15 protein-coding genes are annotated in these 16398 nt (G+C 57.0%); 6 read left to right on the top strand and 9 right to left on the bottom strand.

What is annotated here, in order from left to right:
• Positions 1–13 precede the first annotated feature (13 nt).
• The 4 genes from RA28_RS08305 to RA28_RS08290 all read left to right on the top strand — a co-directional run bounded on the left by RA28_RS08305 (position 14) and on the right by RA28_RS08290 (position 5709).
• Positions 14–1249, top strand: a complete 1236-nt coding sequence (locus tag RA28_RS08305) for a lytic murein transglycosylase (protein ID WP_039526609.1) — start codon at positions 14–16, stop codon at positions 1247–1249.
• Between the two features lie 843 nt (positions 1250–2092).
• Positions 2093–2986, top strand: a complete 894-nt coding sequence (gene galU / locus RA28_RS08300; RefSeq protein ID WP_039526604.1) for a UTP--glucose-1-phosphate uridylyltransferase GalU — start codon at positions 2093–2095, stop codon at positions 2984–2986.
• A 73-nt stretch (positions 2987–3059) separates the two neighbouring features.
• Positions 3060–4496 carry a mannose-1-phosphate guanylyltransferase/mannose-6-phosphate isomerase gene (locus RA28_RS08295; protein WP_039527697.1) on the top strand — a complete coding sequence of 479 codons (1437 nt, stop codon included), beginning with the start codon at positions 3060–3062 and terminating at the stop codon, positions 4494–4496.
• Positions 4497–4632: 136 nt separating this feature from the next.
• Entirely contained in the window at positions 4633–5709 is a 1077-nt protein-coding gene (locus RA28_RS08290; RefSeq protein WP_039527694.1) for a DUF2793 domain-containing protein, read from the top strand.
• 32 nt (positions 5710–5741) lie between these two features.
• Here the strand turns inward: RA28_RS08290 and RA28_RS08285 are convergent, their stop codons facing one another.
• From RA28_RS08285 to RA28_RS08245, 9 genes are all read right to left on the bottom strand, one after another.
• Positions 5742–6821, bottom strand: coding sequence for a helix-turn-helix domain-containing protein (locus RA28_RS08285; RefSeq protein ID WP_039527692.1), 1080 nt, complete (start codon positions 6819–6821; stop codon positions 5742–5744).
• A gap of 59 nt (positions 6822–6880) precedes the next feature.
• A complete protein-coding gene (locus RA28_RS08280; RefSeq protein WP_039526601.1) occupies positions 6881–7627 on the bottom strand; it encodes a hypothetical protein in 747 nt (248 codons plus the stop codon).
• On the bottom strand, positions 7624–8160 hold the full coding sequence (locus tag RA28_RS08275; protein WP_039526598.1) for an RNA polymerase sigma factor: 537 nt from the start codon (positions 8158–8160) through the stop codon (positions 7624–7626). The genes RA28_RS08280 and RA28_RS08275 overlap by 4 nt, the downstream gene beginning before the upstream one ends.
• 220 nt (positions 8161–8380) lie before the next feature.
• A complete protein-coding gene (locus RA28_RS08270; RefSeq protein ID WP_039526594.1) occupies positions 8381–9055 on the bottom strand; it encodes a GntR family transcriptional regulator in 675 nt (224 codons plus the stop codon).
• A gap of 2 nt (positions 9056–9057) precedes the next feature.
• Positions 9058–10080 carry a trans-3-hydroxy-L-proline dehydratase gene (locus RA28_RS08265; protein WP_039526590.1) on the bottom strand — a complete coding sequence of 341 codons (1023 nt, stop codon included), beginning with the start codon at positions 10078–10080 and terminating at the stop codon, positions 9058–9060.
• Complete coding sequence (locus RA28_RS08260) at positions 10067–11023, bottom strand: 4-hydroxyproline epimerase (RefSeq protein WP_039526587.1); 957 nt, start codon at positions 11021–11023, stop codon at positions 10067–10069. The genes RA28_RS08265 and RA28_RS08260 overlap by 14 nt, the downstream gene beginning before the upstream one ends.
• A complete protein-coding gene (locus RA28_RS08255; RefSeq protein ID WP_039526584.1) occupies positions 11014–11973 on the bottom strand; it encodes a dihydrodipicolinate synthase family protein in 960 nt (319 codons plus the stop codon). Before RA28_RS08255 ends, RA28_RS08260 begins: the two co-directional genes overlap by 10 nt.
• A 144-nt stretch (positions 11974–12117) precedes the next feature.
• Positions 12118–13176: an ABC transporter ATP-binding protein gene (locus RA28_RS08250; RefSeq protein WP_039526580.1), complete on the bottom strand. Its 1059-nt coding sequence runs from the start codon at positions 13174–13176 to the stop codon at positions 12118–12120.
• Positions 13173–13979 carry an IclR family transcriptional regulator gene (locus RA28_RS08245; RefSeq protein ID WP_039527689.1) on the bottom strand — a complete coding sequence of 269 codons (807 nt, stop codon included), beginning with the start codon at positions 13977–13979 and terminating at the stop codon, positions 13173–13175. The genes RA28_RS08250 and RA28_RS08245 overlap by 4 nt, the downstream gene beginning before the upstream one ends.
• 137 nt (positions 13980–14116) lie before the next feature.
• On the opposite strand from RA28_RS08245, the gene RA28_RS08240 reads away from it, so the two are divergent.
• Positions 14117–15376 carry an ABC transporter substrate-binding protein gene (locus tag RA28_RS08240; RefSeq protein ID WP_039526578.1) on the top strand — a complete coding sequence of 420 codons (1260 nt, stop codon included), beginning with the start codon at positions 14117–14119 and terminating at the stop codon, positions 15374–15376.
• A gap of 94 nt (positions 15377–15470) precedes the next feature.
• Complete coding sequence (locus RA28_RS08235; RefSeq protein WP_039526575.1) at positions 15471–16397, top strand: carbohydrate ABC transporter permease; 927 nt, start codon at positions 15471–15473, stop codon at positions 16395–16397.
• Position 16398 lies beyond the last annotated feature (1 nt).

The following is a 16398-nucleotide window of genomic DNA, read 5'->3' as shown; positions in this document are numbered from 1 at the left end:
GAAACCGAATGTAATGCGTTTGTTTCTCTGTACTCTTGGCTTGATCATCCTTTCGACCACCGCCTTTGCGCAGGATCGCGCTGCGGTTGAGCGGCAGTTTCAGGCATGGTTGCAGAACACGGTCTGGCCTCAGGCACGTGCCGAGGGCGTGTCGCGAGAGACCATGCGCCAGGCCTTCGACGGCGTGACGCTGAACTGGAAATTGCCGGATCTTGTTCCACCGGGCACGCGTGCAAAAACGCCCAAACGCCAAAAGCAAGCTGAATTCGGGGCACCAGGGCGTTACTTCAACACCAATTCAGTTCAGGGCGCGACCGCAGTGGGCCGAAAAATGGCCAAACGCCATGCCACCACGTTGGCGCGAGTTGAGGCGCAAACCGGGGTGCCCCCGCGGATCATTCTGGCTATCTGGGGACGGGAAAGCGGGTATGGTCAGGTACCCATCCGCCATGACGCTTTTCAGGTTCTTGCGACCAAAGGGTTCATGAGCACCCGAGCGCCCTATTTCACAAACGAACTGATTGCAGCGTTGCAGATCGCCGAGGCCGGACATGCCCCTGCACGCGGGTTAAAAAGCAGTTGGGCCGGTGCGCTTGGGCAACCGCAATTCATGCCCTCGAACTTTCTAAAGTATGCTGCGGATGGCAATGGCGACGGAAAGGCCGACATCTGGGGCTCGGCAGATGACACCATTGCGTCTATCGCAAATTATCTTGCACGGCATGGTTGGGTTTCAGGTCGTGATTGGGGTTTTGAAGTTGCCGTGCCGCAGTCGGTGTCCTGTGCACTTGAGGGGCCTGATCAGGGCCGCCGCATCAGCGATTGGGTTGAAATGGGTATCAACCGAGTATCGGGCAAGCCCTTTCCTCCTCATGAGCTTGGGGCGGAAGGCTATTTGATGATGCCCGCAGGGCGACACGGTCCAGCCTTCATCGTCACACCGAATTTCTATGTCCTCAAAGACTACAATACCAGCGATCTATACGCCCTTTTTGTCGGTCATGTTGGGGACCGCATCCAGTTTGGTGTCAGAGACTTCAAGGGGCCATGGGGAGATATCGGAAGCCTCTACCGCTCGGACATTGCGGCGATGCAAAGAGCGCTGGAACGTCAAGGGCATGATGTGGGGGGCGCCGATGGTCTGCCGGGATACAAGACGCGCCGCTCGATCGGTCGCTGGCAAGAGGCGACAAACCGCACACCCACCTGCTTTCCCGAAGCGCGGATGAAAGCGCATCTTACCGACTGACAAAAACCGGTCTATTCGCGTCACGGCGCAGCCGCTGCTTGACGCCCCGGCAACAAGGGGTAAGATGCTGATTTTGGCGTTTATAGTGTCCGATCAAGGGTTTGATGCGACTGATGGTTGACCAACGTTCGCTGTAAATCCCTAGAAGCTGGGAAGGGGAATCGGGCGCGGCGGTTAACCGATTTGGACCGGTCGGCAGAAGCGAAACCTTAGGGGACAAAATCACGCCTATTTAGCCTATTTTCGGCAAATTGTTTCCATTCAGGGAACATCAATTGAGCGACCCATTGATCTTAATAATTTCAGTTCTTTTTTGTCGTTTGAGCATTTGCCGGGAGGCCGTTGTTCTTGCCCCTGATTTGCTTCGACGATCAAATCGACTGAGTTCTATCAAATCGGATTTCTTAACCCGGCATCAGGTGTTTACTCATGGCCGCCGGAATCTCTTAAACAGCTACCAAAGCCGCGCGCAAACCTTTCAAACTATCGATTGAATTGGATTTGTCTCTTTCCTTCACGCATATGCGAACCGCGCCAACAGGATGGCCGAAGGCGAAAAGCAAACACGACGCTTTGGAACTCATTGAACGCGACCCGTACCAATTCGGGTCGGTAGTTCCCATATGAAGAGGCAATGCCGACGCTTTGAGGTTCCAGATCAAAACCCGTCAATCGGGTATTCACGCAACTATACCTCTTTGACTCTGGCCAAGGCCGGTGGCAGGTTTGGACCGGTTATAGCCTGTCCAGACAGGCAAGATTGATTGATCGGGCAACCCGCCCTATGAGAGTGCTCCGGCCCAAATGTCACCGCGTCGGAATTGTTTGAATTTGAGAGGTCACATGACACGCAAGGTCACCAAGGCGATTTTTCCTGTAGCGGGTCTGGGCACAAGGTTTTTGCCCGCCACCAAATCCGTCCCGAAAGAGATCATGACTCTGGTCGACCGTCCGTTGGTTCAATATGCAATTGACGAAGCGCGCGCGGCGGGGATCAAGGAATTCATTTTCGTAACCTCGCGCGGCAAGTCCGCTCTGGAAGATTATTTCGATCACAACCTCGTTCTTGAGCAAGAACTGAAGGCCAAGCGTAAAGATGACCTGTTGGAGACCTTGAACGCCACCAACATGGAAAGTGGTGCCATCGCCTATATCCGGCAGCACAAGGCCCTGGGTCTGGGTCACGCTGTCTGGTGCGCCCGGCGCCTGATCGGAGACGAACCTTTCGCGGTTATGTTGCCGGACGACGTGATTGCCGGTGACAAACCGTGCCTTCAGCAGATGATCGAAGCCTACGAGGAAACTGGCGGAAACATGGTTGCGGCGATGGAGGTTCCACACGAACAGACAAGTTCGTACGGTGTTCTGGATGTCGGCGACAATTCTGGTCCGGTCGTCCGCGTCAGGGGCATGGTGGAAAAGCCCAAGCCCAGCGAGGCACCGTCCAATTTGGCTGTGATCGGTCGCTATGTTCTGGGACCGTCGGTTCTTTACAACCTCAACCAGAAGAAGGAAGGCAGCGGCGGCGAAATCCAACTTACCGACGCCATCGCCGAGGATATCGGGAACGGGGTGCCCGTGTTTGGCTACAAGTTCGCCGGTCAGCGTTTCGATTGCGGGTCAAAAGCAGGTTTTCTTCAGGCAACCGTTGCTTTCGCACTTGCCCGCGAAGACCTGCGCGACGATCTGAGCCAATATCTGCATGGTCTTGTCGCTGCCGACAGAGCGGCACAGTAGCAAGTTGTTCTGTGACCGCGCAGCGTTGAGCGCGATAGTTCCGGTAAAAAGTTGAACGAAGGGAATGGGCGGTATGAGCAAAGTCTACCCGGTAATCCTGTGTGGCGGATCAGGGACTCGGCTTTGGCCCCTGTCGCGAAAAAGCTACCCTAAACAGTTTGTCCCGCTTATTGGCGAAACGACACTTCTGCAGCAATGCGCGTCCCGTCTGTATGGACCCAAAAACGCACCCTATGAAAAACCGCTTATTCTGACGAATGAGGCGTTTCGGTTCATTGTCCCGAAACAACTGGCCGCCGTCGGTCTTGATCCGGGTCCGATCCTGATTGAGCCTGACGGGCGCAACACAGCCCCAGCCGTGCTTGCTGCCGCGTTGTATCTTGCGGCGGAAGATCCGAACGCTGTCATGCTCGTCGCTGCTTCGGATCACGTCGTCCCCGACCCGGATGCCTTTCACGTAGCAGTAAACAAGGGTGTTCAAGCCGTCACCGGGCGTAGTGACTTAGTTACCTTTGGCATCACTCCGGACCGGCCAGAAACTGGGTACGGATATCTCAAGCTCAGCCATGCGCCTGATCCCTCGGGCGCGGCGGTGCCGTTGGATCGGTTTGTGGAAAAACCGGATCTGGAAACCGCCAAATCGATGGTCTCGGATGGCAGTTTCCTTTGGAATTCTGGAATCTTCCTGTTCGCTGTGGGCGACATACTGGCAGCGTTCGAACAGCATGCCCCGGATCTGTTGGCACCCGTGCAACACGCTTTGGACCAGGCGAAGACTGACCTGGGTTTTCTACGTTTGGACCCGGTTGCTTGGGACGATGTTGAAGACATCTCGCTTGACTACGCGGTGATGGAAAAAGCCGGTAATCTCAGCGTGGTTCCCTATGGCGCGGGTTGGTCGGATGTGGGCAGTTGGTCAGCCGTTCAGGAACTTGGAGCGCCGGACGAGAATGGCGTTGCGGTAAAGGGCGAAGTGACCGCCATTGATTGCCACAACGTCCTGATCCGGTCGGAAAGCCCGGCACAGGAGGTCGTCGCGCTCGGGTTGGAAAACGTCATCACGGTGGCCATGCCTGATGCGGTGTTGGTGGCCGACATGAACAGGGCGCAAGACGTCAAGAAAGCGGTCGAAGCCCTGAAGTCCAAAGGCGCGAAGCAAGCGGAATCTCTGCCGGTTGATCACCGTCCGTGGGGCTGGTTCGAGAGTCTGGTGATCGGTGATCGGTTTCAGGTCAAACGCATTCACGTTCACCCCGGCGCAGCACTGAGCTTGCAGTCCCACCATCACCGGTCCGAGCACTGGATCGTGGTTGAGGGCACCGCGGAGGTGACAATTGGCGACGAAGTCAAACTCGTTTCCGAAAATCAGTCGGTGTATATTCCCTTGGGCGCAAAACACCGCATGAAGAACCCGGGCAAGGTGCCAATGGTTCTGATCGAAGTGCAAACGGGCACGTATCTGGGTGAAGATGACATCATCCGATACGAGGATGTTTACGCCCGCAGATAACGGGCGACAGCGTTCAGTTTGACAAGATTTAACGAGATCTTTTCGAAGCGCTCGGTCCGCTCAGGCCGGGTTCATGTCTTCCGTAGCAGTTTGGCGCGCAACCAAAGCCGGGCCGACAACTACAGGAGGACCCCTCGTGCCGCAAAACACACCAAGACTGAACCTGCCGTTTCTTCAACCCTCGCAGGCGCAGAAGCATGTCACCCACAACGAAGCCTTGCGCCTGTTGGACTTGACAGTTCAACTCAGCCTGACTTCCCTCGATGCTACGATACCGCCAGCGGTTCCTGATCAGGGCGAGATACACGCGCTGGGGTCTGATCCTACGGCAGAATGGGCGGGCCACGCGCATGAGCTTGCTGCTTGGATCGACACTGCATGGCATTTTTTGGTGCCGGTACCGGGATGGCAGGCGTGGGATTTGTCCGCCGGTCTGCTGAAAGTCTGGAACGGCGACGATTGGGTGGCGCTACCGCAGGAAACAAGCAACCTTCCGGGTCTTGGAGTGGCAACAGGATATGACGGCACCAACCGGCTGTCGGTCCGGAGCCCCGCGACCCTGCTCACCCACGACGGGGGTGGACATCAACTGAAGATCAACAAAGCCGACGCCGGTGAAACCGCCTCGTTAGTGTTCCAATCGAACTGGACCGGTCACGCCGAAATGGGCCTGTCCGGTGGAACAGGCTTTTCGATCAAAGTCTCCGCCGACGGGGGCACGTGGACAGAAGCTTTGATTATGGACCCCACCACCGGTACCGCCAGCGGAGCTGCAGTTCAATCCAGCGCGAATGACACCACACCAGGCCGGCTGATGCGGGCTGACTTCGGGTACTGTCCAGGAAACATACTGGGAACTGTTTCTGAAAGCGGCGGCGCGCCGTCCGGTTCAGTGATCGAGCGGGGCTCCAACGCCAATGGCGACTATGTCCGTTTTGCGGACGGCACGCAGATCTGTTCAGCCACGCTGGAACCTTCCAATTGTACCAACAGCTTGGGCGCCATATTCGCTGGTCCTGCGATAACATGGACCTTTCCCACGACCTTTGTCGCGGGTTCGACCGCGGTGGTCAGCGGCAACGGCGGTGATGGCAGCAGGTTCATTGGGTGCAATGCTCCGTCAGAGTCGCACGTAACCCTTACCGTCATGTCCCCCACTTCGAGCGCGACTGCATTGGCCCCATCGGTTATGGCGATTGGGCGCTGGTTCTGATTTGGCAAGCATGTAGGCATCCGGTTTTGGGACTAGTAATCTGCGGTCCAAACCCGGTAACGCCCCTGCCCGGTAACTTCACGGATCAAGCCCCGCTGCAAAAAAACATCTAGGTTTCTTTGCGCCGCTGCACGTGATGCGCCCGTCAGCTCCTCGGCCAGCGGAGCTGACACCATCGGCCAGGCGGCCAGCACGTCAATGAGTACTGGCGGGGTTCGACCACTGAGATCGTCGGTTTTTTCCCGCGCGCGCACTTCCCATGCGGCGATACGATCCAGATGCAGCAAAGCCGCCAGGGTGGCCTGCCCCGCCCCCTTGACCCAGGCGGCGAGTTTTTCAACGGGATCGCCTGCGCCACGCAAAGCGCCCGGTCCTGACAGGGCCAGTGGCATGAACAAGGCACCGCCCCGGCCCATGCTGGCAGCATGACGCGCGGCAATGACCGCGGCCTCGGTGTCCTGCACGATCCCCTGAGAAATTGCCCGCCAAGCATGAAAACTGACCGCCGCATGTGTTACGGGATGCAGGCCGGACGTTGCGCTTAGGACATCTGCTAGATCAGCAACGGCCTCGGGAACGTCTTCGATACCTTGTGCCTGTCGGTCCAAAAACGCTGTCAAACCGGTCTGCCATCCTCCATCCGACGGTCCTGCGCGCATGGTCAGGCGGCGAACGGCCCAGCCCGCCCGCGCCAAAGCCTGAACATCGTCGCCAGTTGCCCCGATCCGCAGACCTGTCCACAACGCCAGCCGATCCACGCTGACCCGGTCCCCGGTCCACCAGCCCAAGTCGGACACTTCCATCAGCGCCAACCGGTGCCGCCACCCTTTTGGCCCTGCCCGCAAACGTTCGTCCAAAGCGCCAAATGTGACGGCCAGATCCGCAAGGTCAAACGCCAAGTCAGCCTGCGCCGCGTGCCAGTCCCGTGAATCAAACAGCTGTTTTCCCTCTGCCCGTGGCAGGGGAGGCAGAAAATCATCAGCTACATCGTCATCCTGCGGGGGAAGGAACCAAAGTTCATCTTCCTCAGGCGGGTCGGCATCATAGATACTGCGCGGACCCGTCTCTGAGTCGTCTTCCTTTGAAACAGGTTCGGCAGGTTTTGGTTTCATACCCGTCATTCTTCGGGCAATTTGAAGCTTTCACAAGCGGTTTTCAAAACCCGCGAGGTTCATCCCGTGAAGACGCCGCGCAGTGTATCCAACTCGTTCGTCAAATCCGCCTGATCATCGCCGCCCAACAGCATGTAACCATAGCCATCCTGCGTCCATTTCGCCGTGGCCAACCCGCTGAGGACCGCTTGTGCCACTTCAGTATTTTGGGCTGCATCACCCTGCTTTATAACGCAAAATGCAAATGGCCGCCCCTCGGCGTCGGCAAAGACCACTTGAACCAATGGCTTGCCTTTGAAAGACAGAACCTGCGCCCGCTTCAGGTCCAGGCCCGGCAAGTCCTCCAGCACGTCGCGGTTCAATGATCGCCCAAGCTGTGCCTCGGCTTTGGCAAACTGCGCGTCCAGTGCGGCAGGCGAGTCATCCATGTCCGAGATGGTGTCTGGTGTGTAAAGCGACTGATAGATCGCCGCCTGCTGGGCCCACCCAAGTTCGGCGGGACGGGTTGCCCAAAAAGTGGCCGAAACTGCAATCACCGAAACCGAGGCCGCGACAGCCAGCAAACGCATCACCCCTGCCCCAGCTGCCGAGGGCAGGCTTGGTTGCGGTTCCGGCAGTTCCACCTTTGGCGCCTCAGACGGCACAGCGCTGAACACCCGATGCACGACAGGTGCAAGCGGATCCAGCGCCATCAGACGGCTTTCCAGCGTTGGATCATCCGCGACAGCGGCCTCAATCGCCTCGGCCTGCCCTTCTTCCGCGTTGCCTTCAAGATAGGCCAGAAGCGTTTCGTCGGAAAACTTCATTTGCCACTCCGTCGCACGGTGTCAGCCTCATCGTGCTGCAGTACGGTTTTCAGTTTCTGCCGGGCATTTGATAACCGGCTCATGATCGTTCCGATGGGAACGTCCAGCATAGCGGCCGTTTCGCGGTAGCTGTAGCCTTCAACGAATACAAGCATGACAGTTTCGCGCTGCGCCTCGGGTAGTTCCATCACCCTGTTAAACACCTCAGCCGCAAAAATATTCGTTTCAACGTCGGGACCGGTGGCAACTAATTCCGCTTCGGGTGTAACAGACAGCGCCTGCGCCTTACGCACCGACCGTGAACGCAGTTCGTTGAGCCATATGGACCGGCAGATCGTCATCAGCCAGCTATCAAGCCGCTCGTAGGATGTCACCTGATGGTGGCGTTCAAGTGCGCGTAGACAGGTCGCCTGCAAAAGGTCATCTGCTATGTCAGAAGCGCCAGACAGTGCCAGCCCGAACCGCCAAACACGTTTGGAGTGTATCTGAATGGCGGCGCGAACTGCCTGTTCGGAACTTGTTTCGTTGCTCATCGAATAAACCGAAATCTGCAGATTTTTGTCAAAACACGGGACACAGCCCGTTCATCAGGAACCGACATAAACCGTGAAAGAGAGAAATGAAACTCTTGCATAGGTCATTTACCTGGGCATCGCCAAAAATTGCCGGTCAGGGCCTGGCGAAGCTGAACACACCCAGTGTGCTGGCCCGCCAAAGTAGGTGCGCGCCCACCTGTCGATCTTTGCGAAAGCGCTAAGGTGCACCCCCGATCCGTGCGGCCATAAGACCAAGCAGTTGGTTTTTGGCACGCTGGATATGTTCAGCCAACAGGGTGCAGGCCGCATCAGTCTGACCAGCCTGTGCCAGACGCAACAGTTCGCGGTGTTCCTTTCTGGCTAGTCCCCGCTGTTCCATGACACTCAGGTGCATTCGGATATAGCGGTCCGACTGAAGGGACACCCGATGAAGCAACTCGTTGGTCAGGCTTCTTCTGGCAGGCGCATACAAAGCCGCATGAAATCGTTGATTCAACGCCCCCCACTGGGCCACGTCATTTGCGTCATAGGACGCCTCCATTTGTTCCAGGATGTCCTGACACAGACCCAGTTGCGCTGCCGTCATCGCAGGAATGGCACGTCGGAACAGATCAACTTCAAGCAAGCCGCGCAGATCGAAAATTTCTGCTATTTCCTCAGGCGAATGCTCTGTAACTGTTGCTCCGCGATTGGTCGCCAACCGTACCAAGCCCTCGGCATCCAGTTGTTTCAAGGCCTCTCGTACAGGCATGCGGGAGACGTCATAGTCTTCCGCCAGCGCCTCTTGTCGAATTGTTTCGCCTTCGATCAGGTCGCCACTCAGAATGCGTTCGCGCAGGTCGCTGGCAATGACATCGGGCAGGCTCTGCCTCTCGATTGCGCGTTTAGCCATCTTCAGGCACCCCACGTGTCGCTTAGATGGTAACCGGCCGGCCAAGGATCATCGGGATCAAGCATGTGTTGGTGTATGCCGGTGATCCAACCACGCCCCGAAATTTCCGGAGTGATGGCCACGCGCCCGTTCAGATCAAAGGTCTCAACGATCCGGCAGCGGAATTCACTGTCGATCACGGAACGCGCGTGATACCGATCCGCAGCCCTCATCTGGTTTTTTGCAAGCATCACTGCCATCCGCGCCGAAGCACCTGTGCCACATGGCGAGCGATCCAGCTTGCCGGGCTTGATCGCGACGGTATTGCGACCCGTAAGAACATCCCCGTTTCGCTCGACAGGTCCAGCGATCTGGCAAAAGGAAATGTGGTCCCAGTCCTTGGTCGGGTGGTTGAATCCCAGTTGTTCGTTCGCGGCGTCAGTGATTTGAGCACCCGTTCGGGCCAGATCGGCCCCTTCGTCCGGCGTCAGGTCAAAACCAAGATCAGCCGCGTCGACAATCACGAAACTGTCGCCGCCAAAAGCCGTATCAACGCGCAGCGTCCCGATACCGGCAACCTCAATATTGGCATCCAGCCTGTCTGCGAAACTCGGAACGTTCTGGACAAATATGCGCTCGGCCTTGCCACCGCGACACTCTGCGCGCACGCGGACCAATCCGCCCGGGGCTTCAAGCGTCAAATGAGTCTCCGGTTCCTGCATCGGCAAAATGCCACTGTCGAGCAGCACCGTGGCGACACAAATTGCATTTGACCCGGACATCGGCGGCGTGTCTTCCGGCTCCATAATGATGAAGGCTGCGTCTGCTTCGGGGTTTTTGGGCGGCACCAACAGATTGACATGGCGGAATACGCCACCGCGTGGTTCGTTCAGAACGAAGTTCCTAAGCGTCTGATCATTTGCGATAAAATTCCGTTGATCCCAGACCGTGCCCCCCGGTGGTGGTGCAACGCCGCCCACGATAACATCGCCCACCTCACCTTCAGCGTGGGCCGAGACTACGTGAATCGCTTTAAGGCTTCGCATCGTCTTCTCCCGGTAATTCGATCCCTGCCCGGAAATGATCGCGCGGATCAAAAGTCAGCGTTGCCTCAGACATGATAAAGGCCTGCCCTGTTATTTTGGGAATGACACCACCGGTACGACCCGGCTGGTATAACAGCCGGTAGCTGCTGCCGATGACGCTTTCCTGAACAATTTCCTCTCCGGCGGGCAAAACGCCGTCAGCCGCCAAACATGCCAACCGCGCCGAACAGCCGGTTCCGCAGGGCGAGCGGTCGTACGTGTCGTCCGGGCACAACACAAAGTTCCGGCTGAGCACGCCGTCCCGCGGCGAGGGCTCCTGAAGGATTACATGATCCACGGGCTCCCCGTTTTCGCCACCTGTATTCTGCGCAATTGCAGCCTGTCGAATGGCGACAGCCAAATCGGTAAGTCGCTGAATATTGTGAGGTTCCACCGCAATCGGACTGGGATCGACAATGAAGAACCAGTTGCCGCCATAAGCCACATCCCCTTTCACAGGACCGTAGCCCGGTACATCCAACCGCGTTGCGTGGCGGACACGGCGACTTTCGATGTTCGTAACCGTCACGGTGTTTGCGTCGTGCAGTTCCACCGTCACGATTCCAGCAGGCGTTTCGATCCGATGAGTACCAACGCCAATCTGCCCCAAATGCGCCAGAGTCACGGCCAGCCCGATCGTGCCATGCCCGCACATGCCCAACACAGCGTCCACATCAAAAAAGATCACCCCGGACACACAGGTCTGATCGACGGGCTCGACCAGCAGCGCCCCGACCATTGCGGGTTGGCCGCGGGGCTCAAGCATGACCGACCGGTAGAAACTTCGGTGTTCTGTTGCCAGCCTGCGGGCGCGTTCGGCTAGCGAACCAAGGCCCAGATCGGGTGCACCGTCCAGAATGACCCGCGTAGGCTCGCCCCCGGTGTGGCTGTCGATCACGTGCATTCTGCGATCACTCCGCCCTGCGCAGACCAATCCGCGAACCAGTTGCGAAAGAGGGTATATTGCTGCTCGCAATAGTTCCGCTGCGCATCGGTCAGCATGTCTGTTTCATTGAAGTGAAGACGGTATTCATCCTCGCCGTTCAGCACCAAAAGGTGCTTGTAGTACAAAACAAGGTCCGGACCCTCATCGAAACTGGACAAGACATGAATCGCTTCGGTCAGTTCCTGGGCCCTGTTGCGGGCCTCGGCGTTTCCTTCTGCTGCCTTGTGCGAAAGTGCAGACAACAAGAGGGCCTCGCGCGGCAAGGCGGTTCCGATCCCGGTGATGGACCCTGTCGCACCACAATTGACAATTCCGTGGTAAACTTCGGTATCCACGCCGACCATCAGGGTGACCTGATCATCCTGACTGGTGATCGTTTCAGCCGCATAGCGCAGCGCATCCTTGCCACCAAATTCCTTGAACCCAACCAGATTTGGGTGTTCAGCTCGAAGTGCAAAGAACAGATCCGCACGGGTGGCAAAACCGTAGTACGGGCTGTTGTAGATAATCGCGGGGATGTCCGGCGCTGCGGCCAGGATTGCACCAAAGTGGTTGCGTTGCGCTGTCGGAGAACTGCCGCGCGACAGCACCCGCGGGATGACCATCAAACCCGCCGCGCCAACGTTTTGAGCGTGGGCCGCATGCGATACGGCGGATTTTGTGTTTATCGCCCCGGTGCCGACGACGACCGGCAAACCCGCGTCGACCAGACGCTCGACCCCCTCCATTCTTTGTGCGTCGGTCAGCAAAGGCCAATCGCCCATCGAACCGCAATAAACCACCGCTGACATTCCGGCAGCGACCATTTCCTTTCCTTTGCGCACCAGCGCATCGAAATCGGGGTCCCGTTTTTCGGTGCAGGGGGTCATCAGCGCGGGCATTGTGCCGGAAAATACTTTTGCGGTCATGCGATCGGTCCCAGTAAGAAAACGCGTTTGTTGAAACACGCCTATCGGATATTGGATACAAAATCCACAACAGTTTTAGGCGACAAACGGAAACGCGCCGACCCATCGGGTCGGCGCGTTCTGTTTTACAACAATTGAAAGGGTTTACCGCAAGCGCAACCCGGTCTCGGAATCGAACAGCATTGCCCGGTTCGGACGCACGGTAATGCCGATGCGTTCGCCTTGCTTGCTGCGTTGGTCCTCGCGTTCTTCGACAATCAGTTTGTCGCCATTCGGCGTCAAAAGATACGAATAGGATACGCCGCCCAACGCCTCGGTCAGGTCGACGGTGCATGTTTCGCCGTCCCGGTCGACTTGAATGTGCTCGGGCCGAATGCCCAAGGTCACCTTCGTCGCATCCGACGGAACAGAGTTTGTCACCGGAACCGAATCGGTCAGTGCCGGGTGGCGCACAGTGCCGTCCACGACCTCGCATTCCAGAAAGTTCATTGCGGGGGACCCTATGAAACCGGCAACGAACCTGTTGTCGGGATCACGATACAGATCCATCGGCGCGCCGACCTGTTCAATCCGTCCGTCCCGCAGGACAACGATCTTGTCAGCCATTGTCATCGCTTCGACCTGATCGTGGGTCACATAGATCATGGTCGCGCCGATTTCATTGTGCAAACGCGCGATCTCGACCCGCATTTCCACACGAAGCTCGGCGTCAAGGTTCGACAATGGTTCATCAAACAGGAACACTTCGGGGCCGCGTACGATCGCCCGCCCGATCGCAACGCGTTGGCGCTGCCCGCCAGAAAGCGCTTTGGGCTTACGTTTGAGGTATTGATCCAACTTCAGGATGTTTGACGCTTCCTGAACCTTCTGGTCGATCTCGGACTTTGCCACCCCGTTCATGCGCAGACCGAACCCCATATTCTCGGCCACCGTCATATGCGGATACAAGGCGTAGGTCTGGAAAACCATTGCCACGCCACGCTTGGCAGGGTCCATATGCGTCACGTCCCGTGCCCCAATATGGATTTCACCTTCCGAGGTTTCTTCCAGACCCGCGATCATGCGCAGCAGAGTTGACTTGCCGCACCCGGATGGACCGACGAAAACGCAAAACTCGCCGTCTTCAATCTGCAAATCGATCCCGTGGATGACCTGTGTCTGGCCGTATCGTTTGATCGCTCCGTTCAGAGTTACACCTGTCATGTCGCTTGCATCCTGTCATTGCCTACGTTCGTGCGGGTCTCTGGGAACCGCCATGCCTGCGCCTCGACCCCGATCTGTTCTGCCACTCGGCGAACGCGCGGGACCCAGGCCTCCAACTGTTTGAAATCCATCCGTTCGGTTGATCCGGTGACCGAAATTGCGCCCAGCATCCGATTGCCCGAAGTCAAAATCGGACAGGCCACGCAGATGATCCCGGGCTCGTGTTCTTCATCGTCGACCGCAAATCCACGCTGCCGAATCAGATCAAGGTCTGCGCGCAACGCGCTTTCAGAAGCCAGCGTCTTGTCAGTGAAGCGATGATAGCTTTGCTGCGATACCGCCTTGTCCAATGCGTCCTGGTCAAGGTAGGCCATCATCGCCTTGCCGACGCCGGTGCAATAAGCCGGGCCGACCTTTCCAGCTTGCGAATACATCTCAACCGGCTGGGTCGCGTTGCGCTTGTCTACGTAAAGAACCTGGCTGGAATCCAACTGCGCAAGATGCACGGTTTCGCCGGTTTCACGGCTTAGCGCATCCAGGAAAGGCCTTGCTATAGGGGCCAGCGAGCTTTGCGTCCACGCCGCATGCGCCAGTCGAACCAGACGCATGCCCGGCGTGTAAGTCTGCCGCTCAGGGTCATACGACAACATGCCCTGATTGGTCAGCGATTGCAGAAACCGATACAGGGTCGCCTTTGGAAAGGCGCTTTCGTCAAGCAGCTCTGCAAACCGGACCGGACGACCGAACGCCGCCACCTGATCCAGCACATCACATGCCTTACCTATCGTTCCGTCACCAGCCACGGGTGCGTTATCTCCTCCCATTTCCCCGGGCCATTGGCACGAGGGTCTTGACAAGACTAACCGAGATGATGTGTAGTTTTCAATATATAAAACTAAGTTTCAATATTTGGAACAAATGGAAGCTAAGGGAGGATACCATGCATTCCATCTATAAGCGCACAACGGCCGCGTTGGCTTTGAGCGTTGCACTTGCTGTTCCCGCAGCCGCCGAGCTGACCGGAGAATTGCGAATCTTCCTCGATACATCGAACCCTGCGCCGCGTGCGACGATGGAAGCGATGATCGAGCGTTTTCAGGCTTTGCACCCGGACCTGGAAATCGAAACAACAATCATCGAGCGTGAGGCGTACAAAACGCAGATTCGCAACTTCCTGACCGCGGATACGCCTGACGTGGCGAACTGGTACGCCGCAAACAGGATGAAACCCTATGTCGAGGCTGGTCTGTTTGAAGACGTCTCTGATCTTTGGGCCGAGCCTGAGATTGCCGAGAACCTCGCCTCGACCAAAGGTGCAATGACCCTAGACGGCAAGCAATGGGGCGTGCCCTATACCTACTATCAGTGGGGCGTTTACTACCGCAAAGACATCTTTGATGAACTGGGCCTGACTGAGCCGACGACCTGGGAAGAAGAGTTGGCCAACTGCCAAAAGATCGTCGATTCCGGACGCATCTGCTACACAATCGGAACGCGGAACTATTGGACTGCCGGCGGCTGGTTCGATTACATCAACATGCGGACCAACGGATACGACTTCCACAATCAATTGGCCAATGGCGAGATCAGCTGGGAGGACGATCGGGTCAAGCAAACCTTCGCCAATTGGAAGCAGCTCATTGATATGGGTGCGTTTCCCGACGACCATACCGCACGAAGCTGGCAGGAATCGGTTCCTCTGATGGTTCGAGGCGATGCTGCAGCCATTCTAAAGGGTAACTTCGTTGTCGCTCCGTTGCGCGACGCCGGCCTGACGGATGACCAGATTGACTTCTATCAGTTTGTTTCCATCAACCCGGACGTGGAACTGGCCGAGGATGCGCCCACGGATACGTTCCACATCCCCGCAAATGCTTCGAATAAAGAAGCCGCACGCGAGTTCCTGCGTTTCGTGGTCTCTCCGGATGAGCAGACCGAAATCAACAACGGTGCAAACCTTGGGCAATTGCCGATCAACGCGAAGTCTTCGGTTGATGACGATAAGTTCCTGATCCAAGGCTTCGAGATGCTGTCGTCGAACAGCCCCGGCGGCGTAGCCCAATTCTGGGACCGTGATGCACCGGCGGAAATGGCCAAGGTTTCCATGGAAGGCTTCCAGGAATTCATGGTCAAGCCAGACGACCTGGACCGGATTCTCGCGAAACTGGAACGTTCGCGTGGTCGCATCTACGAAAACTAAGCGCGATTTCAGGCCGGATCACTTTCCGGCCTGAGTCACACTTATCGCGAGGCGGGTTGCGGCCCGTCCCGCCCTTCAAAACCAGAGTTTTGCCATGACCGTTGCCGTCGACGCCCCAGAAAGAGAAAGCTGGTTTCACAAAAACCAGCAGCGTATTGCCCCTTGGTTGTTCCTCGCTCCGGGCATCCTTTTCTTTTTGGTCTACGTGATCATTCCGGTGTTCCAGTCTTTCAACCTGTCGCTGTACGAGTGGGACGGATTGGGAACTGCTGAATATGTCGGGTTCCGTAACTATGAAGATCTCTATTGGGAATGGGTCGACCGGGATGCGTTTTACGTCTCTCTCAAAAACAACCTGATCTGGTTGGTACTGTACCTGCTGGCAATCCCTGCGGGTCTGTTTATTGCTTTGCTCTTGAACCAAACCGTTTTCGGCATCCGACTTTATAAGTCCTTGTTTTTCTTTCCGTTTGTGATCAGCCAGGTTGTCGTCGGCCTTGTCTTTACATGGTTTTATGATCCGACATTCGGCCTATTGAACCAGTTTCTGGCGTGGTTCGGCTTGGGTCCGATCAACGTGTTGGGAAATGAACACCTTGTGACCTACGGGATCATTGCGGCCGGGCTTTGGCCGCAGACAGCGTATTGCATGATCCTGTACCTGACCGGGCTGAACGCCGTGGACCCCGAACAGATCGAAGCCGGGCGTCTGGACGGCGCCAAAGGGTTCAGAATGCTCTGGCATGTCGTGCTGCCTCAGCTTCGGCCCGCTACGTTTATTGCCTTTGTGGTAACGATTATCGGCGCATTGCGATCGTTCGACCTGATCTCGGTCATGACGCAAGGAGGACCGTTTGGGTCGTCCCGTGTGCTGGCTTATTACATGTTCGAGGTTGCCTTGTCCGAATACGGGTTCCGCATGGGCTATGGCGCGGCCATTGCCGTGGTCTTGTTCCTCATCATGCTCTGCTTCATCACCTACTTCCTCTGGTCGATGTACCGCGAAGAGAGAGGGTATTGAT

Source organism: Ruegeria sp. ANG-S4 (assembly GCF_000814005.1).
Taxonomy (GTDB): Bacteria; Pseudomonadota; Alphaproteobacteria; order Rhodobacterales; family Rhodobacteraceae; genus Ruegeria.
The sequence above is the reverse complement of the archived record's forward strand: the minus strand, read 5'-3'. Positions and strand labels throughout refer to the sequence as shown.